This window comes from Faecalibacterium longum (assembly GCF_040094125.1).
GTDB classification, from domain to species: Bacteria; Bacillota; Clostridia; order Oscillospirales; family Ruminococcaceae; genus Faecalibacterium; species Faecalibacterium longum.
On record NZ_JBBNIH010000142.1, the window covers coordinates 1 to 21,509 of the forward strand.

A 21,509-nucleotide genomic window follows, 5' to 3' on the forward strand; every position below is an offset into this window, starting at 1 on the left:
CCCCCCCCCCCCCCCCCCCCACTCCCGCATTTTTGCAGGTCTGGCTTTTATTGTAACACACTCTGCATCGTTTTTCCATCTTAAGACATCAAAAGACGTCCCGCAGACACGGGACGTCTTTTTTCGCAGTGTGCTCAAGGTCAGGCCGGTGTGCGGGTGCGGGCCGCGCGGCTCTGGCGGTACTCACGGGGGCTCTGGCCGTACCGCTCGTGGAACAGGCGGTAGAAATAGCTGGTATTCTCGTAGCCGACATAGGTGATGATCTGCTGGATGTTCCAGTCACTACGGCGCAGCAGGCGGGCGGCAGTCTCCATCCGGTGCTTCTGGAGCAATTCCTTATAAGTACGGCCTGTCTGCGCCCGGACGCACTCGCTGACATAGGCCAGAGAGACGCCGTAACTGCGGGCCACATTGGAGAGGCTGGCCTCACGGTAATTCTTGGTGATCTCATCCAAAGCCGCCTGCACCAGCTCTTCGCGGCTGACGGCCGCGCCGTAAGCTTCCAGCGGGAATTTCTTGATGCTCATAGGTATCCTCCGTTGCGGCGCAGCCGGGGACATGGGGGATGTCGGAGCCGGGCCGCGCTCAGGTCTCATAAGCGTCCCTCTGTTGGGAGGCTTCTGCTTATAATACGGCGCAGCCGGGCCGGAAATTGCATAAGACAAGAAAAAACTCCAAATTTTTTCAGACGGGGTTTCGACAAAACAAAAGCTGCCGCCCGCCTCGGGCAGCAGCGTTTCAGGAAAAGAAAAAGAGGAAAACAGAACTCAGAACATCTTCTCGTGGTGATACCGGCCCGTGCGCAGGAACTCCACCCACTCGGCGATGTTCACGGCGTGGTCGCCGATGCGCTCGAGGTACTTGATGACCATCAGCACATCCAGCGCGGCATCCACTTTGCCGGGGTCGGCGGCGATCTCCGCCGCCAGCATCCGCTTGATGGTGTTGAAGTCGTAGTCCACCGCGTCGTCGGCGTCGATGACGGCTTTTGCCGCCGCCTCATCTTCTGCCTCAAAGGCGCTCATGGCGTCCTGCAGCATCTTGTGGGCTTTGCGGCCCATCTCAATGCTCCTGCTCACGGCGGAGTCGCCCGCCTTGCGGACGCCGGCCAGATGGGGGACGATCTCCGCGATGTCGGCGGCATGGTCACCGATGCGCTCCACGTCTGTCACCACTTTCATGGCAGCAGAGATAAAGCGCAGATCACTTGCCACCGGCTGCTGACGCAGCAGCAGGGTCATGCAGCGGTGCTCGATGTCCCGCTCCATCCGGTTGACCTCGGTGTCGCCCTTGATGATGCCCTTTGCTTCCTCGGCGTCCGCCGTGCAGAGGGCTTCCAGCGCATCTTCCACCGCGTCGGCAGAGAGCTGGCTCATCTTGGCCAGCGATCCCTTCAGGGCCGCGAGGTCGGCTTCGTACTGTGTGCGTGTGCTCATATCGCAAACCCTCCTTTTTAACCGAAGCGGCCCGAGATATAGTCCTCGGTGCGCTTATCCTTCGGGGTGCTGAAAATCTCGCTCGTGGGGCCGCACTCCACCAGCTCACCCAGCAGGAAGAAGGCCGTGCGGTCGCTGATACGGGCCGCCTGCTGCATGTTGTGGGTGACGATGACGACGGTGTAGTTCTTTTTCAGCTCGCTCATCAGCTCTTCCACCTTCATGGTGGAGCCAGGGTCGAGGGCGCTGGTGGGTTCGTCCATCAGCAGGACTTCGGGCTTGACAGCCAGAGCCCGGGCGATGCACAGGCGCTGCTGCTGACCGCCGGAGAGGCCCAGTGCGCTCTTTTTCAGGCGGTCTTTCACCTCGTCCCAGAGGGCAGCGCCCCGCAGGGAGCTTTCCACCAGCTCATCCAGCTCCGCCTTATTGCGGACGCCGTGGAGCTTGGGGCCGTAAGTAATATTGTCGTAGATGCTCATGGGGAAGGGGTTCGCCTTCTGGAAGACCATGCCCACGCGGCGGCGCAGGTCGGTCAGCTGCATCTCCTTTGAGAAAATATCCTCGCCCCGGAGCCGGACGTCGCCCTCGATGCGGACGTTTGGCACAAGGTCGTTCATCCGGTTCAGGGTCTTGAGAAAGGTGGATTTGCCGCAGCCCGAGGGGCCGATGAGGGCAGTGATCTCCTGTTCGCCCACGTCCAGCGAGATGCCCTTGAGGGCCTTGAAGTCGCCGTACCAGAGGTTCAGATTTTTTGCCGAGATGACCGGCATATTGTTCTCCATAAAATACCCCTTACTGTTTCTGTTTGAGCTTTGTTTTTGCCAGACGGGCTGCGAGGTCGATGAGAAGCACCAGAACCAGCAGCACTGCGCCGATGCCCCAGGCGGAGGCGAAGTCGCCGTCCTCGAAGGCCCGCAGATAGAGCAGGACGGAGAGGGTCGCGCCGTTGGATGTGTAAGCCTTGGCGATGCTGCCTGCAATGACTTCCGCCGCACCGGCGGTGAAGAGCAGGGCCGCGCTCTCACCCACGATACGGCCCACGGCCAGGATGCAGCCGGTGACGATGCCGTCGATGCTGCAGGGCAGCACGATGGTGCGGATGATGTGCCACTTGCCCGCGCCGAGGCCCAGAGCGCCCTCCCGGTAGCCCTGCGGCACCGTTTTGAGGGACTCCTGCGTGGTACGGATGATGGTGGGCAGGTTCATGACCACCAGCGTCAGGCTGCCGGAGAGCAGGCAGGTCTTAAAGCCCATTGTCTGGGCGAAGACCAGCATACCCACGAGGCCGTAGATGATGCTGGGGATGCCCGCAAGCGTCTCATTCGTGAACTCGATGACCTCAATGAGCTTCCGGTTGGAGGCGTACTCCGTGAGGTAAACTGCCGCGCCCACGCCCAGCGGAAGGACGATGAGCAGGGTGAGCAGGATGACATATAACGTGTTGAGGATAGCGGGCAGGATGCCGTCAGTGCCTTTGAGGACGCTGGCGGTGGTGGAAAGGAATTCCCAGCTGATGTGGGGGATGCCCCGCATCAGTACCAGCCCGATAACGCCCACCGTGAGGGCGATGACCAGCACTGCCGCCGCCCAGACCAGCGCAGTCATGATGACGTTCCATGCGCGACGGGAGGGGGAGAAGTCACTTTTCATCCTTGTTTCCTCCCTTCAGCACAGCGTTGAGCAGCACATTGATGACCATGATGAAGACGAACAGCACCAACGCGATGCTGAACAGCGCCTGCTTCTGCAGGCCGCTGGCGTAGCTCATCTCCTTGGCGATGGCCGTGGTCAGGAAGGTGACGCTGCGGAAGAGGCTGTCCGGCATATTGGGGCTGTTGCCTGCCACCATCATGACGGCCATTGCCTCGCCGATGGCGCGGCCAATGCCCAGAACGATACCGGCTGCAATGCCGCTCCTGGCCGCCGGGATGCTGATCTTGAACCACGTTTCCGTATCGGTCGCACCCAGTGCCAGACTGCCCTGCTCATACTCGGGCGGCACGGCGTTGAGGGCCGTCACCGACACGGACACGATGCTGGGCAGTATCATGATGGACAGCACCACGATGGCCGACAGCAGGCAGGCGCCCGACGCCTTGCCAAACACTTTCGCCACCGCAGGCACCAGCACCTGCATGCCCAGCAGACCGAACACCACGCTGGGGATGCCGCTCAGCAGCTCCACCGCCGTGACGACCACATTGCGCACGCCGGGAGCTGCCGCTTTCGAGAGGAACACTGCTGTCAGCAGGCCCACCGGCACGCCGATGAGGGACGCGCCCAGGGTGCCATAAATACTCGAAAGCACGAAGGGCAGGATGCCGTACTTCGGCTCGGACGCCGTGGAGGCCCACTCGGTGCCGAAGAGGAATTTCAGCGGGCCGATCTTTCCGATGGCGGGCAGGCCCGACAGGAACATATAGATGGTAATGACAGCCACGCAGCCCACAGCGAGGATGCCGCAGAGGAAGAAGATGGCGTTCATGACAGCTTCCAGCCATTGGGCCGGGGTGCGGGGCAGCTCGAATTTTTTCATAAAAACACCTGAGGGATCCCTCGCAAAATTACTCGTTCACCGGGACAGCGCCAGCAGTGCGGATGAGGTCGGCAGCGTCGGTGCTGGTAGCAAAGTCGAAGAACGCCTGAGCCTGAGCGGAGAGGGTGACGGAGTCGTTGGTGACGAACACGAAGGGACGCTGCACCTCATAGCTGCCGTCCTTGACGGTCTCCTCGCTGCACTCCACGCCGCCGACGGTCACAGCCTTGACGGTGTCGCCGATGGCAGACAGGGAAGCGTAACCGATGGCCAGAGGATTGGCCTCCACAGCGCTGATGACAGCGCCGGTAGCGGTCAGCTCCTGCGCATACTTGCAGGAATCCTTGACGTCCACGATGCTCTCGAAGCCATCGCGGGTGCCGGAGCCAGCCTCGCGGCCCACCAGAACGATCTCGCCGTCGTCGCCGCCGACCTCGGACCAGTTGGTGATCTCGCCGGTGAACATCTGCTTGAGCTGGTCAACGGTCAGGTCCTCGACCTTGCTGTCCTTGTTGACGATGATGGCGATGCCGTCCAGAGCTACGATGGTGCCGGTGACGCCGGTCTCGTCAGCCTTCAGGGCGCGGGAAGAAAGACCGATGTCCAGAGTCTTATCAGTAGCGCCGGTGATGCCTGCGCCGGAACCGGTGGGGTCATAGCTGATGGTGACATCCGGCTCGATCTCAGCGAAGCCCTCGGTCAGGGCGGCGATGACGTTCTTCATAGAGGTGGAACCGCCGGTGGCGACATTGCCGGACAGCGCAGCCGTAGAAGAAGCGGAAGCTGCGGTGCTGGATGCTGCGGCAGAAGAGGCAGCCGTGGAAGAAGCTGCACCGCCGCAGGCGGTCAGGGCAGCAGCAGCGGCAGCAACGCCGCAGATGGACAGGAACGAACGACGAGTGATCTTTTTCATCATAATATCTCCTTCAACTGGGCCGGCCCTTTTGTTCTGGCCGGGCTGTTTTCCTTTTCCTTGTTGTGTCTCTCTTGGGACGCCTTTATTGTAGCGCACCGCCCATCCAGCTGCGACCATGGCGGCGCAAAATGCAGGTAAAGTTTTGTGCGGTGTTTTTGCGCTGTTGTCATCCTCTGGTAAAGCCGGTGTGGAAAACAGGACACTTGATTTTACATTCCCGGTCAAACTGTCAAAAATCTGCACTTTCGTTTGTGCATCCCGCCCGCTGAAGGGTGCAAAAAAGGCTGCTTCACAGAACGTAAAGCAGCCTTTCAGACCCTATGATCAAATCAGAATTTCTCTTCCGTGCCGCCCGGGCGGTAGAGCTGGACATATCTGCGCCACTTGTCCGCGCCCATCACCCGGCTGTAGCAGTCGGCCAGCTCTTTGTTGGCCGTCTCCGCATCCAGTGTCTCCCCCTCGGCAGGCAGGACCAGCACCCGGAACCATGCGTCGAAAAGATGCTCCGTCCAGCCGGTGTCAACGGCCCCGCAGCGGGCATAAAAGCCCAGACGCCGGACGGCCATGGCCTCGTCGTCGGCCTTCTCGGGACACTCGGCCTCAATGAGGATGGCCTTTGCGCCCTCCTCGTGGGCGGGCAGAGCGGCCAGCAGCTTTGCGCCAATGCCGGTGCTGCGGTAGGCGGGCAGGACGGAGAAATAGTCCAGCTGGCTCACTTCACAGCCCATAGGCCGCACCATCAGCAGGTAGGACACCAGCGTCTCCCCCTCGAACACGCCCCAGGTGTGGGCCATGCCGACGGCTTCACTGTTGAGAATCATGCTCAGGGGTTTCAGCTCGCTGGGCGGGAAGTCGCGGCGCATCTCGTCCAGATACACCCGCGTCAGCTCGTCGGCGGTGAGTTTCTTCCACGTAAAGGTCTGGGGCTTCATATCAAAATTCCTTTCCGATAAAAATACCGCCGGGCCGGGCGCAGCGGCCCGTTCCCGGCGGTGTTCGAGAAGCTGTTTGCGTGAGAAAACGGCTTCTTAGTTACAGCTGCTTGCGCAGGGCATCGTACACGGCCTGCACATCGCCCTTGATGACCACCTGGCAGGCGTTCTTGGCCGGGCGGATGACGCCCTCTGCGCCTGCGGCCTTGGCAGCGGCCTCGTCCACGGAGGCGTAGCTGTGTACCTCAAAGCGGAGACGGGTGGCGCAGTAGTCCACCTTGACGATATTATTCTTGCCGCCGAGGGCTTTCAGGATGCCGGAGGCCAGTGCCTCGCTCTCGGCAGAGCTCATGCTGGGCGTCTCGGCCCCGCCGTTCTTATGGTTGTGATAATACTTGCGTCCAAAGTAGAAGCAGGCCATGGCTACCATGGCGAGAACGATCTTGAACGGCAGCGTGATCGGAAGGAATGTGACGATGAGCGCGATGACGATAGCAGCGATCCAGCTGTAAATATCCATTCCCAAAAACATACGATAATTCCTCCTTTGGGGAACGATGCGGCGGGCGCTTCCGGCAGGAAGCCGCCCGGACCCAGTCCGGGTACAACACCATATTAACATACTGCCGGGAAAAAAGAAAGCCTTTTCGGGTATCTTTCGGCCCGAGAGCTTGCATCCCGGGCCGGAATCGGGTACTATAAAGACAGTATATCCCCAATACACGGAAGGAGCATCCTTATGGAATGGACTGATATTCGCCTGACCGTATCCAAAGCCGACGCCGAGGCCGCTGAGGCCGTGGCCACCATGATCGCGGAGGGCGGCATTTATATCGAAGACTACAGCGACATCGAGGAACAGGTGGAGCAGATCGCCCACGTGGACCTCATCGAGCAGGAGCTGCTGGACAAGCCCCGGGACACCGTCATCATCCACATGTACCTCGAGCCGGGCGCTTCGCCGGTGGAGACGCTGGCCCTCATCGCGGCCCGGATGGAGGCCGCAGGCATCCCCTACACCTCCGAGACCGAGGGCGTGGAGCAGGAAGACTGGCAGAACGGCTGGCGCAAGTATTACCACCCGATGGACGTGGGCCAGCGCCTCGCCATCGTGCCGTCCTGGCAGGACTACGACACCGACCGCGTCAAGCTCATCCTCGACCCGGGCCTTGCTTTCGGCACCGGCGGCCATGAGACCACCAACCTCTGCCTCGAAGTGCTGGACGAGCGGGTCAAGGGCGGCGAGCGGGTGCTGGACATCGGCACCGGCAGCGGCATCCTCGCCATCGCAGCCCTCAAGCTGGGCGCAGCCGTGGCTGAGGGCGTGGACATCGACCCCGTGGCCGTCCGCACCGCCGGCGAGAACGCCGCCCTCAACGGCGTAGCCGACAAGCTGACCGTCCTCGTGGGCGATCTGTCCGACAAGGCCAGCGGCAAGTACGACATCATCACGGCCAACATCGTGGCCAACGCCATCATGTCGCTGGCCCCCGCCGTCCCCGGCCTGATGGCCGACGATGCCGTCTTCATCGCCAGCGGCATCATCGACAGCCGGAAGGATGAGGTCATCACCGCGCTGGAAGCCGCCGGCCTCGCTGTGCTGGAAGTGAAGGAGAAGCGCGGCTGGGAGTGCATCGTCTGCAAGAAGGCATAAGGCCAACCTCTCAGTCAGTGCTTCGCACTGCCATTGCCGGGTTGCGGCTCCCAGCATTCGCTTCGTGCTTGAAAAGCACTTGCGCCTTGCTGGCCGCGGCCCCAACAACGACTCCCTGCTTCCGCCACTGGCGGCGGTCGTCGTTATTGCCCCTGTGAGGGGAGCCTAAGATGTAAAGGATCAAAAAATATGCCGCACCGTTATTTTACCACTGAAATTTCCGATGGCACCGCCGTGCTGCGGGGGGCCGACGCCCACCATCTCTCCCGCGTGATGCGGGGCAAACTGGGAGACACCGTCATCCTCTGCGACGGCAGCGCCGTCGAGTATACTGCCACCATCACCGGTTTCGGCGACGAGACGGTGGAGTTCAGCGTGGAGCCGGGCTACCCCAGCGCCGCAGAGCCCACCGTAGACGTCACCCTGCTGGTGGGCTACCCCAAGCAGGACAAGCTGGAGCAGGTCATCCGCCACGGCGTCGAGCTGGGCTGTGACCACTTCATCCCGTTTTTCAGCCGCTACTGCGTGGCCGCACCCAAGAAGGAAGAGCAGAAAAACGAGCGCTACAACCGCATCGCCTTTGAAGCCGCCAAGCAGTGCGGCCGGGGCATCCTGCCGGATGTGGCCCTTCCGCTGCCCAACTTCGGGGCCGTCTGCCGCAGCCTCGACCAGTATGACCTCGTGCTCTTCTGCTACGAGTGCGGCGGCGCATCCCTGCGCCAGCTGCTGGCTGAGGCCACGCCCGCCGATGGCGAAAAGCTGAAGATCGCCATCATCACCGGCGCAGAGGGCGGCTTCGCCGCCGAGGAAGCTGAGATGGCCGCAAAAGCCGGCGCAAAGACCGTCGGCCTCGGCCCCCGCATCCTCCGCTGTGAGACGGCCCCGCTGGCCGTCGTCTCTGCCGTCATGACCCTGACGGGGAATCTTGAATAAGTTCTGACATCAGAAACGGCGTCCCGCCGAGGTGGGACGCCGTTTCTCATTTATTCTGCATCTGCATCCCGCAGGGCCTTTTTGATGGTCAACAGGTTCTGTGGGCTCATGGAGAAGCTGCGCAGGCCGAGGTGGAGATACTGGGTCGCGTTGACGGCATTGCCGACGGCGAGGCCGCAGATGGTGACGGGGATGTCCGCTTTCCTGGCGGCGTCCACCACCATGGCGATGAGCTTTTTCATGGCCGGGCTGGCGGGACGGTAGTAGTGCTCGGCAATGGCCAGTTCCCGGCTCACCGCGTGGGTGTACTGGGTCAAATCGTTGGTGCCGATGACGAAGAACCGGCAGCCGTGAGCCGTGAAGTCCTCTGCCGTCAGGCAGGCGGCGGGGACGCTGAGCATGACGCCGAAGGGGACGTCAGGCTCGAACTCCACGCCCCGCTCGGTGAGCTTGCGGCGGCAGTGGTCTACCACCTGCATGGCGGAATCCCAGTCCTCGATGTCTGTCACCATGGGGAACATGACCCGCAGCGGGCCTTTTGTGGCGGCACGCATGAGGGCGCAGATCTGAACTGCCATCTGGGGCAGATTGCGCAGGCTGCTGCGGATGCCCCGCAGGCCCAGCTTGGAGGACTGGACGCCCTGATAGGCGTCGGCCATGGTGCGGTCAGCACCGAAGTCGAAGGTGCGCACCGTCACCGTCCTGCCCCTGGCGGCGGCGAGGCAGGAGGTGTAAAACAGATACTGCTCCTGCTCGTCCATGGCGTGGCCGGGCATCATCATGTAGCTGCTGCGCAGCAGGCCCACGCCGGACGCGCCGGACTCCATCGCGGTCCCCACGTCCTCGGGGCCGAAGCAGTTGGCCAGAAGCTCGAATTCTTTGCCGTCCCGGGTGCGGTTGGGCAGCTCAAGCTGGGCGTTCAGCTCCTCGTTCTGGCGCTGCATCTCGCAGATGCAGGTGATGGCTCTCTGCCGGGCGGCGGCATCCGGGTCAAGGATGCACTCACCCTCGGTGGCGTTCAGGATGACCTCGCGGCCGTCGCAGTCTTTCAGAAAATCTTCGCCCACCTGGGTGATACCCGGGATGTTCAGCGAGCGGGCGATGATGGCCGCATGGCTCTGGCCGCTGCCCTCGGCGGTGATGAGGCCGAGGATGCGGCCCGCCGGGACGCTGAACAGATCGGTGGGCATGAGCAGGTCAGACGCGAGGATGACCGGGTGGTCGAGGGCCAGCCAGCTGCGGAGGCGGTGGCAGAGGATGTTGGTGATGCGCTGGGTCACGTCGAGGATGTCCACGCTCCGCAGCTGCATGTAGGCGTTGTCCTTCATGGCGGCCAGCTGAGCGGCGTAGCGGCGGCCCACACGGTCCATTGCCTCGGCGGCACCGACGCCGGCTTTTATCTGGAAAGCCACCTCATTCATGAAGCCCTCGTCTTCCAGCATCATGCTCTGGAACAGGAAGATGGCCTGCTCCGAGGGCGCGGCGCGGCCAGCCATCTCGTCCAGCTCCTGCTGAGCGACCTTGATGGCGTCTTCCAGCGCCTGCTTTTCCTGTTCGGGGTGGAAAGGCCCCTCGCCGAACACCAGCGGCGGGCGGTCCAGCCGGCTGACCTGACCCAGCACGAGGCCGGGCGATGCGGTAAAGCCCTTATATACCTTCATGTTTCCATCTCCTCCGGCGGCACTCTGCCGGTCAGCGCCCGGCAGACCAGTGCCTGCAAAAAGGTGTTGGGCAGCAGAGCGGCCCGCGCGGCCTGCGCCGGGCCTGCTTCACCCTCGAACAGCGGCTCGAAGCTCCTGAGGCGCTCGAAGTCGCATTTTGCAAGGAAAGCTTCTCCCAAAGTACGGGTGGTGTAGTAGGGGGCGGGGTCTACGCCCACGTCCTCAGCCACGGCTTCCAGCGGGGCAAGCTCTGCATCCGAGAGTTTTGCCAGCAGGAGAGCAGCGTCTGCCGTCAGGGTGGAGGGGTGCTTTTCCCGCACGTCCTTCTGGACGGCCTCGAAGGCCGCATGGAATGCGGCAGCATCCGCGCTGCTCTCAGCCCCGCTGTCCACAGCGTAGGCGCAGCCCCGCAGCCGCCCGAAGGCCCGCAATGTATCGTGGTAGCCCAGCTCGATGTTCCGCCGGGCGGTGGCGGGCTCGAAGTGGAGGATGTCGCCCAGCTCCCAGTAGCTTCGGATGAGGGTGGTGGGCAGGCCGGTGCGGTTGGGGCGGGTGATGCCCACACCCTCCAGGTCCACACAGACCAGCTCTTCTGCGCCCATCTTCTGGGCCAGCGCGGTGGGCATATTGTCCCGGTAGCCGCCGTCGAGGTAAGACACCCCGTCGATGGTGTGGGCCCGCAGGGCGGGGAAGCAGGCTGCAGAGGCCAGCAGGTAGTCTTTCACCTTGCCCTCGGGGATGTCTTCCAGCGGAAGCTCCCGGGCCTTGAGAGTCTTCTGCTCCACGGTCACGAGGCCCAGCCGGATGGGGCTTTTGCGGAGTTTATCTTCGTCCAACACCCGCTCGACGATCTCTTCCAGCGGAGTGACGTCCATGCCGCCCTGAGTCACAGCGTCTTTGAGGAATGCGTGCAGCTCGGAAAGCGGCGCATCCTCGGCGGGCAGCTCCATCACATCCTGGCTGCGGATGGTCAGCCACATGTCCCGGGCCGTCTCGTAGAGGTCGAGGGCGAACATGGCGCCGTTCAGGCTGCCGACGCTGGTACCCGTAATGATCTGGGGCCGCCAGCCCAGCTCGATCAGCGCCCGCCAGACGCCCACCTGATAGCTGCCGCGGGCGCCCCCGCCCGCCAGCACCAGCGCCTTTACGGGGGTGTTGTTCTGCGCCATGTTTTCTGCCTCCTTTGATGTGTTCCGGTTTTGCCTAGATTATAGCATATTTCCCGGGAGATTTCTCTCTGTTTTTGTAACAAAAAATGTGCTATAATAAATTCACCTTGCCAGAACGATTCAGGAGGACGACAGATGCACCGCAAGCAATGGATTTTCGACATGGACGGCACCCTCACCGACAGCATGACTGTGGTGTGGCAGGGCGCACCGCTGGAGCTGCTGCGCCGCTATGGCCGCACCGCAAGACCCGGCATCCACGATGTTCTGCTGAGCATGGGGATGGTGGAGGGCGCGGAATATCTCATCCGCACCTACGATCTGCCCCTGACCCTCCGGGACTACGAGCCTGCCATGCGGCAGGTCATCCGGGACCTGTACAAAAAAGTTGAGCTGAAGCCCGGTGTCCGGGAGATGCTGGCCCGGCTGAAAGCCGAGGGCGTGCGGATGTGCATCTGCTCCAACACCTGGGCAGAGCAGTGCGAAGAAGTGCTCACCCGGCTGGGCGTCGCAGACTATTTCGAGTTCTTCTACACCGCACAGGGCGCGAAGAGCAAAGCCCACCCCGAGGTGTTCCACGAAGTCCTCGAGCGGCTGGGCGGCAGCGAACCCGCCGACGCCGTTGTCTGCGAGGACGCTGTCTACGCCACCCGTACGGCTAGGCAGTGCGGCTTTTACCTCATCGACATCGAGGATGAGACCAGCGCTGCCGATAAGCCCGAATTGCAGCGCCTTGCCGACCAGTACATAACGGATTGGACGCAGCTGGACTGGACAAAATTATAAAGCAATGGGGAGGCTCTTCTGGGCCTCCCCATTGCTTTATCGGAACTGCTTTTCCAGATAATCTTTCAGCGCCGTGCGGGCTGCAGGCTCCCGCCCGCGGGGAACAGGGACCCGTGCGCCGCTCTGCATCCAGAACTCGCCCGCCGCCAGCTGGGACACCGCCGCCAGATTGACCACATAAGAGCGATGAAGCTGGACGAAGCGCTCATCCGCCAAAAGCGGCTGGGCCACCTGTGCGAACGGCACCCGGACAGACAGGGACGGCACATCCTCGCCGCTGGCGAGATGGAAATGCACCACATGATGGGTACACTCGAGGTATTCGATGTCCGCGAAGGGCAGCACCCGCAGACCCGACGCCGTGGCTACCGGGATGGCCGGGCCGTACTCCGGCTCGGTGGCCCGGGCCAGCAGAGCGTCCAGTTGTTCCGGCGGGACAGGCAGCAATAAATACTGCATGGCGTCCACCCGGTAGGCGCTGTAGGCGTGGGCGGGCGTATGGGCCAGAAAAGCCAGCGGGCTGCGCCGCCCCCGGCTGCGGAGTGCAGCCGCTGCCCGCAGCGACGCGGCGGCTGCCGTGGACGGCAGCTCAATGAGGTACAGCTCGTACCGCTCCCCGGCGTCGTCCCGGGCCAGCAGGGCCTCCGGGCTGTCCAGCTGCTCGATGATGCAGGCGTCGTCCCGCCGGGCATAATAGTCGAGACACTGCCGCTCCACCCGGCTGCGGAGGACGCTGTCCGGGCTGCACACCGCGATATGAAATATCATTCCGAAGCCCCCTTTCGGGCCTGCCGCCGGCGCTTGCTTTTTCGGCCCGGCGGGAGTATCATTGCTATAAAAAACAGAAGGAGAAACTGCTATGGAAATGCCTCTCGTCAGCATCATCGTCCCTGTGTACAATGCCCAGAGCCACCTGAGCCGCTGCCTCGAAAGCATCTGCGGGCAGGAGTACAAGAACCTCGAGCTCATCGTCATCAACGACGGCTCCAAAGATAAGAGCCTGCCCGTCTGCGAGGAGTTCCGCAAAAAGGACAGCCGCATCCTGCTGGTGGACAAGGCAAACTCCGGCGTGTCCGACACCCGGAACCTCGGCCTGAAGCTTGCCGGCGGTAAGTACGTCCAGTTCGTGGACAGCGATGACTACATCGCCCCGGACTACACCGCCCGGCTGGTGGAGGCGGCAGAGAAGACCGGTGCCGACCTCGTCATCTCGCCCTACACCATGGTCATCCCCGCCGGGGCGTCAAAGCCGGAACAGGTGCTGGAAAAAATCCAGGACGACCTCGGCGTCATGCACGTTGCACGCCCGCCGGAGAACCGGGAATACGGTTTCCTGCCCGAGGGCGTCTACGACAAGGACACCTTCGCCCGCCGCCTGATGGATAAGCCTGCCTCTTACTTTTACAGCGTGCTCTGGAACAAGCTCTACCGCCGCGACATCCTCACCCGGCACGACATCCGCTTTACCAGCGAGATGCGCTGGGCCGAAGACCTCGTGTTCAACATGCAGTATATCCAGTACGCCGAAGTCTTTGCGTCCATCCCGCAGCCCGGCTACTACTACGTCCAGAACCCTCAGAGCATCTGCCACACCCAGATAAAGCCTGCCACTCTGGTGCAGAACAAGATTCAGGTGTTCCACTACTACAAGGACCTCTACACCCGGCTTGGGATGTATGAGCAGGTGCGGCCCCAGCTCTATAAATTCCTTATCGACATCGCCGAGAGCACTTACCCCTCCGGCCCCTTCAAGAAGGTCATCGACGAGGCGAAAGCCTACTGGAAAGAGCACAAGGCAGAGCTGGAGCAGAAATTATAACGAGAAACAAAAACGGGCTGTTGCACATCCCAACCTCTCAGTCTCGCTGTCGCTCGACAGCTCCCCTACCGAGGGGAGCCTCTGGCGAAGAGATAAAGCTTTACGAAATGCCCAAGCCTCTCCTCGATAGGAAAGGTGGCATTGCGAAGCAATGACGGAGAGGTTGTCGATATGCCGCAGCCCTTGTTTTATTTGTTACGCTCCGATGGCGGCACACTTCTTAGCCAGCCAGTCGCGCTCGTCCTCGGTCAGGCGGGGAGCCAGCTTCTCGAAGACCTCGCGGTGGTAGGCGTTCAGCCAATCCAGCTCGTCGCGGCTCAGAACGCCCGGGACGATGGGGGAGGTGGCGATCGGCACGAACGTGATGGGGCGGAATGCCAGGAACTCGCCGTACTGGTTGGATGCCTTGTGGTAGCACTCCAGCTCATTCTCGATGCGGATGCCGACGACGCCGCCCTCATAGACGCCCGGCTCGTCGGTGACGATCATGCCCGGCTTGAAAACGGTGGTGTTGCGGCCGTTCAGGGCGTGGGGGCCTTCGTGGACGTTGCCCACGTGGCTGACGCTGTGGCCGGTGCCGCAGCGGTAGTTGATGAGGTGGCGCCACAGCGGCTCACGGGCGATGGTGTCCAGCATATGGCCGTCGCAGTAGTCCAGCCAGACAGCCCGGGCGATGTCGATGTGGCACTGTAAAGTCCAGGTGTAGAACAGGCGCTCGTCCTCCGTCAGCTCACCCAGCGGGTAGGTGCGGGTGATGTCGGTGGTGCCGTCCATATAGGTTGCGCCGCTGTCCACCAGCAAGAAGCCCTTCTTCTCAAGCTTTGCGTGGTCTTCCTCGGTGGCGTGATAGTGCATCATGGCGGCGTTGGGGCCGTAAGCTGCAATGGTGCCGAAGCTCTCAGTCAGGAACTTGTCCTGTGCGCTGCGGTACTTGTGGAGGATCTCGTCGATGGTCAGCTCAGTCAGCTCTTCGCCGGCGGCCAGACGGTTCTCCAGCTCGATCTGGAAGCGCACCATAGCCACGCCGTCCCGGATGTGAGCTTCGCGGGTGTGAGCCAGCTCGACTTCGTTCTTGACGCCCTTCATGGGCAGCAGGGGGTCGGCCTCGTCCTTGACGGTCAGAGCCGGGTTGGCCTGCAGGGTCTGGTAAACAGCGTAGTTGACGGAAACGGGGTCGGCCAGAACGGTCTGCTCTTCGGTCTGGGCGGCGAGGAAGGTAAGCACATCGTCGTACTCAGCCAGCTCCACGCCGTTCTCCTTCAGCTCCGCAGCAGCCTCGGCGCTGACGCGGGCGGTGTCGATGAAGAGCGTCGCCTTATCGGGGGTCACATAGCAATAGGCCATGGCATAGGGGGTACACTGGATGTCCATCGCACGCAGATTGAGCAGCCATGCCAGATTGTCCAGCTTGCCTACCAGCTGTGCGGTGCAGCCCAGCTCAGAGAGCTTCGCACGCAGCTGGCCCAGCTTCTCGGCAGGGGAGAAGCCTGCGTACTCTTTCGGCAGGAGCCATGCCGGGGTAGCGGGCAGGGCGGGACGGCCCTCCGTCCACAGCTCGTCCTCGAGGTTCAGCAGCTTGATGGTGCCTTTCTTAGCGTCCAGTTCTTTCTGCAGGCTGCGCACCAGACCGCAGGAAGCAGTCAGGCCGCAGAGGCCCAGCTTGCCGCCCTCGGGCAGGACTTTGCCGCAGTACTGCTCGGCGGTTGGCACGCCCGGCTCACCCATCCGCATCAGCTGGATCTCCGTGCCAGCGATCTCCTTCTCGGCCTGCACGAAGTAACGGCCATCGGCCCAGACAGCGCTCTCGGTCATGGTGACGACGAAGTTGGAGTTCTCGCCGTGGAAGCCGGAGAAGTAGGTCAGGGCAGTGTAGTGGTCGGGCATATACTCGCTGGCGTGCGGGTCTCCCACCGGGATGAGATAGACGTCCACGCCGTTTGCCTTCATGGCCTCGCGCAGGGCGGCCAGACGCTCGGGAACGGTATTCATGCTCATGTCAAAAAGCCTTCTTTCTTTATTCTGCCGGAAAAACGTCCGGCGGCGATGGTTTGCTGTACCTTATTGTATCATTCCGGGGCGCAGAATGCAATTCGCAGGTATCATTTTGATCCTGCCGCCCGAAAACGCAAGTAAATTGCAAAAAATGTTACAAATTTCTCATCAAAAAGGCCGGTTTGCCATTGACAGCCTTGTTATAATAGGAGTGTAGGAATTTTTCTGGGTCAGCACTCAGCGGCCCGGACTGCTTGTAAGGCCCGACGGGCCTGCATAAAAGAAAGAGGCATTTCAGACTATGACCAAGATCGATATTTTCTCCGGCTTCCTTGGCGCCGGTAAGACCACCCTTATCAAGAAGCTCATCAAAGAGTCCTTTGCAGGCCAGAAGGTCGTGCTCATCGAGAACGAGTTCGGCGAGATCGGCATCGACGGCGGCTTTTTGAAGGAGTCCGGCATCCAGATCAATGAGCTGAACGCCGGCTGCATCTGCTGCTCTCTGGTGGGCGATTTCCGCGCCGCCCTGCAGCAGGTGGTGGAGCAGTACCACCCCGACCGCATCGTTATCGAGCCCTCCGGCGTCGGCAAGCTGTCCGACGTGACCCGCGCTGTCGAGGGCGTGGCCGAGCATCTGGATGTTCAGCTGAGCAGCTTCGTTACCGTGGCCGACGTCAACAAGGTCAAGATGTATATGAAGAACTTCGGTGAGTTCTACGACGACCAGATCAGCCACGCAAGCTGCATCATCCTGAGCCGCACCCAGAACGCCACCGAGGAGAAGATCGCCGCCGCTGTGGCCATGCTGCGCGAGAAGAACCCCACCGCTACCATCGTCACCACCGCCTGGGACGCCCTGACCGGCGAGCAGATCCTGAAGGCCATGTCCACCAAGGACGACTTCAAGGCTGAGCTTATCGCTATGGCTGCCAAGGCCAACGAGGAGCACGCCCACGAGGACGAGGAAGAAGAGCACGAACACCATCATCACCACGACCACGATGATGACCATGATGAGCATTGCTGCTGCGGCCATCATCATGATGACGACGACGATGATGAGGATGAGCACGAGCACCATCATCACCACGACCACGATGACGATGATGAAGACGAGCATGAGCATCATCACCACCACGACCATGATGACGATGACCACGACGAGCATTGCTGCTGCGGCCATCATCACCATCATCATGACCACGACGCCGATGAGGTCTTCACCAGCTGGGGCGTCGAGACGGCCAAGAAGTTCTCCAAGGCTGACATTGAGCACGCCCTCAACGAGCTGGACACCGGCAATTACGGCATGATCCTCCGCTCCAAGGGCATCGTGGACGGCGGCGCAGACGGCTGGCTGGAGTTCGACTACGTTCCCGGCGAGTGGGAAGTCCGCGCACGCGGTGCAGACGTCGGCGGCAAGCTGGTGGTCATCGGCTCCAAGCTGGATGAAAAGGCCATCGCCGCACTGTTCGGCTGCTGATTGACCCTGAAAGGATAAAAGATTATGGCAAATGAGATCCCGGTTTACCTGTTTGTGGGCTTCCTCGAGAGCGGCAAGACCAAGTTCATTCAGGAGACCTTTGAAGACCCCAACTTCGACTCCGGCGACAAGACCCTTCTGCTGGTCTGCGAGGAGGGCGAAGAAGAGTACAATGAGAAGAAGTTCGCCTTCCCCGGCGTGACGCTCTACAACCTCGAGGACAAGGCTGAGCTGAACCCCCAGAACCTCGCAAAGCTGGCTAAGGAGGCCGACGCCGGCCGCGTGGTCATCGAGTATAACGGTATGTGGATGCTGCAGGACCTGGCAAACAATCTGCCTGAGAACTGGATCGTCTACCAGTGCATCGCCACCGCCGACGGCACCACCGCGCTGACCTACGCCCGCGACAACTCCATGCGTGCGCTGATGCTGGACAAGATCGCCCGCAGTGAGCTCATCGTCTTCAACCGCGCCGAGGCCGTCAACAACGACGCCGCCCGTCAGGAACTGCACAAGCTGGTGCGTCAGGCATCCCGCAAGTGCGACATCGCCTACGAGTTCAAGGACGGCAGCGTGGCTTACGACGACATCCCCGACCCGCTGCCCTTCGACATCAACGCCCCGGTCATCGACATCCCGGACGACGATTACGGCATCTGGTATATGGACTGTCAGGACGAGCCCCAGAAGTACGCGGGCAAGACCGTCAAGTTCCTCGCACAGGTCTGCCAGACCAACCGCGCCGGCAAGAACAGTTTCGTGCCGGGCCGGTTCGCCATGACCTGCTGCGTGCAGGACATCCAGTTCGTGGGCTTCCCCTGCAGCTACGACGGCTACAAGGCCCTCGAGCAGCGGGCATGGGTCAAAGTGACCGCAAAGGTCGGCTATAAGTTCCATAACATCTACCGCGGCAAAGGCCCGGTGCTCACCGCACTGTCGGTGGAGCCTGCCGAGAAGCCGCTGAACGATGTTGTCACCTTCTCCTAACTACAACATAACCAAGGAGGTCATGGCATGAAAGCAATCTTCCGCATTCTGGGTACTGCCGCCGCTGTGGCGGCCACCGGTGCCGCTATCGTCATCATGGACAAGTTCCTGAACGAGAAGGCCGCACCCATCATCGAATCCATCGAGTTCCCCGAGGAAGCCGAAAAGGACGACGCAGAGGCCGCCAAGACCGCCGAGGCATACGCCGAGGGTGAGGCCAAGGCAGAGGCCGAAGCCGCCGCACCGGCAGAAGAGACCGCTCCCGCTGAGGAGCCCGCTGCCCCTGAGACGGAGGCAGCGCCCGCTGAGGCCGCAGAGCCTGTGACTCTGCCCGACCTGAGCGAAGAGCGCCCGGTCTGTGACCCCGAGGCTCCGAACCCGAACCCCGTGGAGGCCGGCCCCGCCGTCGCCCCCAAGGACGAAAACGGTAAGTTCGACCCGACTAAAATCGCTGACGTCTCTGACTTCGGCGACTGGGAAGAGCAGGGGTGCAAAGGGTAATTCCCTTTGATAGCAAAAATGCCATCGCGCTTAGGCACGATGGCATTTTTTATCGCTCGTAGTGAGTCCAAAGACTCAGAATTTTGATGGTCTTTTCTTCCTCATAGATCTGATAGACCAGTCTGTGCTGTAAATTGATGCGGCGGCTGTATGCGCCGTTCAAATCTCCGACCAGTTTTTCAAATGTCAAGCCGTTTCAACGACTTTCTGCGATTTTTATATGGTTCACCACATTCTCAGAACTTCTACGCAGAGTTCCAACGCTTTCCGCAGCGAATCCTTTCCCCAGTCACGGTCATCATGCTGCTCTGCATTTGCAAGGGAATCCGCTGTGTACAGAATTTGTCCAAAAGCTGCTCCGCGCTTTTTGGCGCAGGCCGCAAGGGCAGCACATTCCATTTCTACCGTTGCGCAGCCTTCGGCTTTCCGGTACGCCACCATATCCCTTGTTTCTCGGAAAAAGCCGTCTGTCGTCCATGTGATGCACTCACGGAAGGGAAGACCCAGCGCACGGAAGGTCTTTTCTATGGCCTGCACCGCTTCCGAGGCCGGTTCTGCATACCGGGCGGCAGGAAGATAGTGATAGGATGTGCCCTCATCCCGCAGCGCTTTGGTCGGGATAAGAAATTCGTTCTCTGCCATTTCGGTCAACACGCCGCACGAGCCTGCCGTAACAATTTTCCTGCACCCGCAAGCAATGAGACAATCCATAAACTGCGCCGCAGCGGGCGCTCCCAGCGGGGCTTGACAGAGGCAGAATTCTTCGCCGTCATTTTTTACAACATAAATCGGGTAGGTCTTTGTGATAGTCTCAAAATGCTCTGCAACTGCCGCACCCGTCTCGGCGGCATAGGAGTCGATGGTGTCCCCCAGAAAAGCAAAGACGCATTTCTCCGGTAGAGTTAGCTGCTCCGCCCCGTGGTTGGGCTTTAATATCTCTGTCGAGTCGAAATCGTATTCCAAAATGGGAAATTCATTTTTCTGTATCATGCTTCACCTCTCGCGATCCGGTTCAGTCTTTCCTTGTCCAATACCTCTACCCCGCCGCGATAGAGCTTCACGATGCTCTCACCGGCGAAGTATTTCAGCAGGCGGCTCACCACCTCGCGGGCGGAACCCATGTACTTTGCCATCTGGTCCTGGGTCAGGCGGACATCGTCGCCGCCGGTCTTGGCAAGCTCGTCCGCAAGGAAGATGGCCAGCCGCCGGTCGGCGCTCATGAAGAGGATCTGCTGCATCGTCCACATAGTGTCGGAGAAGCGCTCAGCGGTCATCTGGTAGGCGAAGCACCGCACCTCCACGTTCTGCTGCATGAGGCTGCGGAAGACGCCTGCGCTGATGCAGTAGGCCTCGGTGTCCTCCTCGGCGTCGATGTAGAGGTCAAAGTTCACCGAGTCCATAACGCAGGAGGCGGAGAGGATGCAGATCTCGCCGCCAAAGAGGCGGTAGAGGGTCACGTCACGGCCATCGTCGGAGAGAAGATACGCCCGGAACTGGCCGGTGCGCAGCAGCAGGATGCCCACGCAGTTCTCCACCGGGCTGTGGACCCGCTCGCCCTTGCGATAGCGCACCGGGCGGGTAGTGCGGCAGAGTATATCCTGCTGTTCGGCGGTCAGCTTGTCCCAGAAGGGGAAGGCACAGGCGAGACATTGGCGGTGCTCGCCGCATTTAGGGATAGGCAGGATTTCCGGCATTTTAAATCACCCCTTCCGCAGCGCTTTGGCGGCTTCGGTGCCTGCCAGAGCGCCCTCATAGACGGCCTTCGCCACCTGCAAAAGCCCGCCGGTGCAGTCTCCGGCGGCGTAGAGGCCGGGGACGGTGGTCTGCATTTTTTCATCTGTCACGATGCGGTCGTTCTCCACAGCGGCACCGATTTTCCGGGCCAGCGCCGTACTGCCCGCAACGCCCAGCGCTACAAACACACCCGCCAGCTCCACTACATCGCCGCCGGACAGCTGGACGCCGGTGACTTTCTGCTCGCCGAGGATCGCGTCGATTTTTTCAGGCCAGACAGTCACCTCCGGCGGAAACTCTGCCGCCAGCGGCGCACCATTCAGCAGGAGGGTGACGCTGGCCGCCACCGGCAGGAGCGCCTGCACCTCATGCAGGGCGTATTCGCCGCTGCCTACCACGGCCACATCTTTGCCGCGATAGAAAAAGGCATCGCAGGTGGCGCAATAGCTGACGCCGTGGCCCTCGAGGCCCGCCAGCCCCGGGATGCGGGGCGTCGCCCGCGAAGCACCTGTGGCGAGGATAACAGCGTCCGATGGGTAATCTCCATCGAGGGTTTCTACAGTGAGTTTATCGGTATAGGTCAGACCCACGGCCTCGGTGGTCACAAATTTAACGCCCACATCCTTGGCCCCCTCGATGCCCTGACGCTCCAATTCCGCACCCGATATGGGGGCGGCAAAGCCGTAGTAGTTCTGGATAAACTCTGCACGGTCAAGCGCACCCGGCCCCCGAGTGAGGACGGTGGTGTCCACCCCCGCACGGGCAGTGTACAGCGCGGCGGACACCCCCGCCGGGCCGGAGCCGATGATGACGATGTTGGACATAGTGGGCCTCCTTATACTTCTTGTATTATCGTAAAATCCGTTACGTTCTTTGCGCGCCGGTGCGCGGGGCTGGTTTTTGCTTTTGGTCAAGTGGCTTGCGCTCCGCGCGGGCCAGAGGTAGGGAGGGGTGTTTCGAATCCCCCCTC

The 21,509-nt window shown here is 61.4% G+C and carries 23 protein-coding genes; 7 read left to right on the plus strand and 16 right to left on the minus strand.

Annotation, left to right across the window (positions count from 1 at the left end; genetic code table 11):
* Positions 1 to 140: 140 nt before the first annotated feature.
* The 8 genes from AAAU26_RS08530 to AAAU26_RS08565 all read right to left on the minus strand — a co-directional run bounded on the left by AAAU26_RS08530 (position 141) and on the right by AAAU26_RS08565 (position 6,352).
* Positions 141 to 527 (minus strand): helix-turn-helix transcriptional regulator, encoded by a 387-nt coding sequence (locus tag AAAU26_RS08530; protein WP_015566053.1) that lies wholly within the window; start codon positions 525 to 527, stop codon positions 141 to 143.
* 240 nt (positions 528 to 767) lie between these two features.
* The gene (gene phoU / locus AAAU26_RS08535) at positions 768 to 1,436 is read right to left on the minus strand and encodes a phosphate signaling complex protein PhoU (RefSeq protein WP_227619566.1); all 669 of its coding nucleotides are present in this window, start codon (positions 1,434 to 1,436) and stop codon (positions 768 to 770) included.
* 17 nt (positions 1,437 to 1,453) lie between these two features.
* Positions 1,454 to 2,218 carry a phosphate ABC transporter ATP-binding protein PstB gene (gene pstB / locus AAAU26_RS08540; RefSeq protein WP_227619567.1) on the minus strand — a complete coding sequence of 255 codons (765 nt, stop codon included), beginning with the start codon at positions 2,216 to 2,218 and terminating at the stop codon, positions 1,454 to 1,456.
* Between the two features lie 10 nt (positions 2,219 to 2,228).
* Positions 2,229 to 3,086, minus strand: coding sequence for a phosphate ABC transporter permease PstA (pstA, locus tag AAAU26_RS08545; RefSeq protein WP_227619568.1), 858 nt, complete (start codon positions 3,084 to 3,086; stop codon positions 2,229 to 2,231).
* On the minus strand, positions 3,076 to 3,972 hold the full coding sequence (gene pstC, locus AAAU26_RS08550; protein WP_149795062.1) for a phosphate ABC transporter permease subunit PstC: 897 nt from the start codon (positions 3,970 to 3,972) through the stop codon (positions 3,076 to 3,078). Before pstC ends, pstA begins: the two co-directional genes overlap by 11 nt.
* 28 nt (positions 3,973 to 4,000) lie before the next feature.
* The gene (locus AAAU26_RS08555; RefSeq protein WP_227619581.1) at positions 4,001 to 4,885 is read right to left on the minus strand and encodes a phosphate ABC transporter substrate-binding protein; all 885 of its coding nucleotides are present in this window, start codon (positions 4,883 to 4,885) and stop codon (positions 4,001 to 4,003) included.
* A 332-nt stretch (positions 4,886 to 5,217) separates the two neighbouring features.
* A complete protein-coding gene (locus tag AAAU26_RS08560; protein ID WP_227619569.1) occupies positions 5,218 to 5,820 on the minus strand; it encodes a GNAT family N-acetyltransferase in 603 nt (200 codons plus the stop codon).
* A gap of 100 nt (positions 5,821 to 5,920) precedes the next feature.
* Positions 5,921 to 6,352, minus strand: a complete 432-nt coding sequence (locus AAAU26_RS08565; protein WP_227619570.1) for a PTS sugar transporter subunit IIB — start codon at positions 6,350 to 6,352, stop codon at positions 5,921 to 5,923.
* A gap of 207 nt (positions 6,353 to 6,559) precedes the next feature.
* Here AAAU26_RS08565 and prmA point away from each other — a divergent pair, with 207 nt between their 5' ends.
* Positions 6,560 to 7,474 carry a 50S ribosomal protein L11 methyltransferase gene (gene prmA, locus AAAU26_RS08570; RefSeq protein WP_227619571.1) on the plus strand — a complete coding sequence of 305 codons (915 nt, stop codon included), beginning with the start codon at positions 6,560 to 6,562 and terminating at the stop codon, positions 7,472 to 7,474.
* A gap of 189 nt (positions 7,475 to 7,663) precedes the next feature.
* On the plus strand, positions 7,664 to 8,407 hold the full coding sequence (locus tag AAAU26_RS08575) for an RsmE family RNA methyltransferase (protein ID WP_227619572.1): 744 nt from the start codon (positions 7,664 to 7,666) through the stop codon (positions 8,405 to 8,407).
* 50 nt (positions 8,408 to 8,457) lie between these two features.
* Here the strand turns inward: AAAU26_RS08575 and AAAU26_RS08580 are convergent, their stop codons facing one another.
* Together AAAU26_RS08580 and AAAU26_RS08585 are read right to left on the minus strand one after the other, a co-directional pair.
* Positions 8,458 to 10,068, minus strand: coding sequence for a phosphoenolpyruvate--protein phosphotransferase (locus AAAU26_RS08580; protein ID WP_227619573.1), 1,611 nt, complete (start codon positions 10,066 to 10,068; stop codon positions 8,458 to 8,460).
* Positions 10,065 to 11,237: a patatin-like phospholipase family protein gene (locus AAAU26_RS08585; RefSeq protein WP_227619574.1), complete on the minus strand. Its 1,173-nt coding sequence runs from the start codon at positions 11,235 to 11,237 to the stop codon at positions 10,065 to 10,067. Before AAAU26_RS08585 ends, AAAU26_RS08580 begins: the two co-directional genes overlap by 4 nt.
* Before the next feature lie 135 nt (positions 11,238 to 11,372).
* Here AAAU26_RS08585 and AAAU26_RS08590 point away from each other — a divergent pair, with 135 nt between their 5' ends.
* Positions 11,373 to 12,023 (plus strand): HAD family hydrolase, encoded by a 651-nt coding sequence (locus tag AAAU26_RS08590; RefSeq protein ID WP_223386685.1) that lies wholly within the window; start codon positions 11,373 to 11,375, stop codon positions 12,021 to 12,023.
* 36 nt (positions 12,024 to 12,059) lie between these two features.
* On the opposite strand, the gene AAAU26_RS08595 is transcribed toward AAAU26_RS08590, so the two are convergent.
* Positions 12,060 to 12,791 carry a LytR/AlgR family response regulator transcription factor gene (locus tag AAAU26_RS08595; protein WP_158395769.1) on the minus strand — a complete coding sequence of 244 codons (732 nt, stop codon included), beginning with the start codon at positions 12,789 to 12,791 and terminating at the stop codon, positions 12,060 to 12,062.
* Positions 12,792 to 12,882: 91 nt separating this feature from the next.
* On the opposite strand from AAAU26_RS08595, the gene AAAU26_RS08600 reads away from it, so the two are divergent.
* Positions 12,883 to 13,842: a glycosyltransferase gene (locus tag AAAU26_RS08600; RefSeq protein ID WP_227619575.1), complete on the plus strand. Its 960-nt coding sequence runs from the start codon at positions 12,883 to 12,885 to the stop codon at positions 13,840 to 13,842.
* 195 nt (positions 13,843 to 14,037) lie between these two features.
* Here the strand turns inward: AAAU26_RS08600 and AAAU26_RS08605 are convergent, their stop codons facing one another.
* Positions 14,038 to 15,837: an aminopeptidase P family N-terminal domain-containing protein gene (locus AAAU26_RS08605; RefSeq protein WP_227619576.1), complete on the minus strand. Its 1,800-nt coding sequence runs from the start codon at positions 15,835 to 15,837 to the stop codon at positions 14,038 to 14,040.
* 298 nt (positions 15,838 to 16,135) lie between these two features.
* Here AAAU26_RS08605 and AAAU26_RS08610 point away from each other — a divergent pair, with 298 nt between their 5' ends.
* The 3 genes from AAAU26_RS08610 to AAAU26_RS08620 are packed head-to-tail and all read left to right on the plus strand — an operon-like array spanning position 16,136 to position 18,805.
* Positions 16,136 to 17,317, plus strand: coding sequence for a CobW family GTP-binding protein (locus tag AAAU26_RS08610; protein ID WP_227619577.1), 1,182 nt, complete (start codon positions 16,136 to 16,138; stop codon positions 17,315 to 17,317).
* Positions 17,318 to 17,341: 24 nt separating this feature from the next.
* Positions 17,342 to 18,304 (plus strand): TIGR03943 family putative permease subunit, encoded by a 963-nt coding sequence (locus tag AAAU26_RS08615; RefSeq protein WP_158395759.1) that lies wholly within the window; start codon positions 17,342 to 17,344, stop codon positions 18,302 to 18,304.
* A gap of 27 nt (positions 18,305 to 18,331) precedes the next feature.
* Entirely contained in the window at positions 18,332 to 18,805 is a 474-nt protein-coding gene (locus AAAU26_RS08620) for a hypothetical protein (RefSeq protein WP_207677378.1), read from the plus strand.
* A 49-nt stretch (positions 18,806 to 18,854) separates the two neighbouring features.
* On the opposite strand, the gene AAAU26_RS08625 is transcribed toward AAAU26_RS08620, so the two are convergent.
* Genes AAAU26_RS08625 through AAAU26_RS08640 form a run of 4 tightly spaced genes read right to left on the minus strand, consistent with a single transcriptional unit; the run spans position 18,855 to position 21,363 of the window.
* Positions 18,855 to 18,995: a Txe/YoeB family addiction module toxin gene (locus tag AAAU26_RS08625; RefSeq protein WP_348801411.1), complete on the minus strand. Its 141-nt coding sequence runs from the start codon at positions 18,993 to 18,995 to the stop codon at positions 18,855 to 18,857.
* A 35-nt stretch (positions 18,996 to 19,030) separates the two neighbouring features.
* Positions 19,031 to 19,795 carry a nucleoside phosphorylase gene (locus AAAU26_RS08630; protein ID WP_227619578.1) on the minus strand — a complete coding sequence of 255 codons (765 nt, stop codon included), beginning with the start codon at positions 19,793 to 19,795 and terminating at the stop codon, positions 19,031 to 19,033.
* A complete protein-coding gene (locus AAAU26_RS08635) occupies positions 19,792 to 20,499 on the minus strand; it encodes a Crp/Fnr family transcriptional regulator (RefSeq protein ID WP_227619579.1) in 708 nt (235 codons plus the stop codon). The genes AAAU26_RS08630 and AAAU26_RS08635 overlap by 4 nt, the downstream gene beginning before the upstream one ends.
* A 6-nt stretch (positions 20,500 to 20,505) precedes the next feature.
* The gene (locus AAAU26_RS08640) at positions 20,506 to 21,363 is read right to left on the minus strand and encodes an NAD(P)/FAD-dependent oxidoreductase (protein WP_227619580.1); all 858 of its coding nucleotides are present in this window, start codon (positions 21,361 to 21,363) and stop codon (positions 20,506 to 20,508) included.
* Positions 21,364 to 21,509: the final 146 nt, after the last annotated feature.

What these genes read in the sequence shown, in the direction of transcription:
- AAAU26_RS08530 (WP_015566053.1), bottom strand. Translation starts at nt 527, where the DNA reads ATGAGCATCAAGAAATTCCCGCTGGAAGCTTACGGCGCGGCCGTCAGC.
- phoU (WP_227619566.1), bottom strand. Translation starts at nt 1,436, where the DNA reads ATGAGCACACGCACACAGTACGAAGCCGACCTCGCGGCCCTGAAGGGA.
- pstB (WP_227619567.1), bottom strand. Translation starts at nt 2,218, where the DNA reads ATGGAGAACAATATGCCGGTCATCTCGGCAAAAAATCTGAACCTCTGG.
- pstA (WP_227619568.1), bottom strand. Translation starts at nt 3,086, where the DNA reads ATGAAAAGTGACTTCTCCCCCTCCCGTCGCGCATGGAACGTCATCATG.
- pstC (WP_149795062.1), bottom strand. Translation starts at nt 3,972, where the DNA reads ATGAAAAAATTCGAGCTGCCCCGCACCCCGGCCCAATGGCTGGAAGCT.
- AAAU26_RS08555 (WP_227619581.1), bottom strand. Translation starts at nt 4,885, where the DNA reads ATGAAAAAGATCACTCGTCGTTCGTTCCTGTCCATCTGCGGCGTTGCT.
- AAAU26_RS08560 (WP_227619569.1), bottom strand. Translation starts at nt 5,820, where the DNA reads ATGAAGCCCCAGACCTTTACGTGGAAGAAACTCACCGCCGACGAGCTG.
- AAAU26_RS08565 (WP_227619570.1), bottom strand. Translation starts at nt 6,352, where the DNA reads ATGTTTTTGGGAATGGATATTTACAGCTGGATCGCTGCTATCGTCATC.
- prmA (WP_227619571.1), top strand. Translation starts at nt 6,560, where the DNA reads ATGGAATGGACTGATATTCGCCTGACCGTATCCAAAGCCGACGCCGAG.
- AAAU26_RS08575 (WP_227619572.1), top strand. Translation starts at nt 7,664, where the DNA reads ATGCCGCACCGTTATTTTACCACTGAAATTTCCGATGGCACCGCCGTG.
- AAAU26_RS08580 (WP_227619573.1), bottom strand. Translation starts at nt 10,068, where the DNA reads ATGAAGGTATATAAGGGCTTTACCGCATCGCCCGGCCTCGTGCTGGGT.
- AAAU26_RS08585 (WP_227619574.1), bottom strand. Translation starts at nt 11,237, where the DNA reads ATGGCGCAGAACAACACCCCCGTAAAGGCGCTGGTGCTGGCGGGCGGG.
- AAAU26_RS08590 (WP_223386685.1), top strand. Translation starts at nt 11,373, where the DNA reads ATGCACCGCAAGCAATGGATTTTCGACATGGACGGCACCCTCACCGAC.
- AAAU26_RS08595 (WP_158395769.1), bottom strand. Translation starts at nt 12,791, where the DNA reads ATGATATTTCATATCGCGGTGTGCAGCCCGGACAGCGTCCTCCGCAGC.
- AAAU26_RS08600 (WP_227619575.1), top strand. Translation starts at nt 12,883, where the DNA reads ATGGAAATGCCTCTCGTCAGCATCATCGTCCCTGTGTACAATGCCCAG.
- AAAU26_RS08605 (WP_227619576.1), bottom strand. Translation starts at nt 15,837, where the DNA reads ATGAGCATGAATACCGTTCCCGAGCGTCTGGCCGCCCTGCGCGAGGCC.
- AAAU26_RS08610 (WP_227619577.1), top strand. Translation starts at nt 16,136, where the DNA reads ATGACCAAGATCGATATTTTCTCCGGCTTCCTTGGCGCCGGTAAGACC.
- AAAU26_RS08615 (WP_158395759.1), top strand. Translation starts at nt 17,342, where the DNA reads ATGGCAAATGAGATCCCGGTTTACCTGTTTGTGGGCTTCCTCGAGAGC.
- AAAU26_RS08620 (WP_207677378.1), top strand. Translation starts at nt 18,332, where the DNA reads ATGAAAGCAATCTTCCGCATTCTGGGTACTGCCGCCGCTGTGGCGGCC.
- AAAU26_RS08630 (WP_227619578.1), bottom strand. Translation starts at nt 19,795, where the DNA reads ATGATACAGAAAAATGAATTTCCCATTTTGGAATACGATTTCGACTCG.
- AAAU26_RS08635 (WP_227619579.1), bottom strand. Translation starts at nt 20,499, where the DNA reads ATGCCGGAAATCCTGCCTATCCCTAAATGCGGCGAGCACCGCCAATGT.
- AAAU26_RS08640 (WP_227619580.1), bottom strand. Translation starts at nt 21,363, where the DNA reads ATGTCCAACATCGTCATCATCGGCTCCGGCCCGGCGGGGGTGTCCGCC.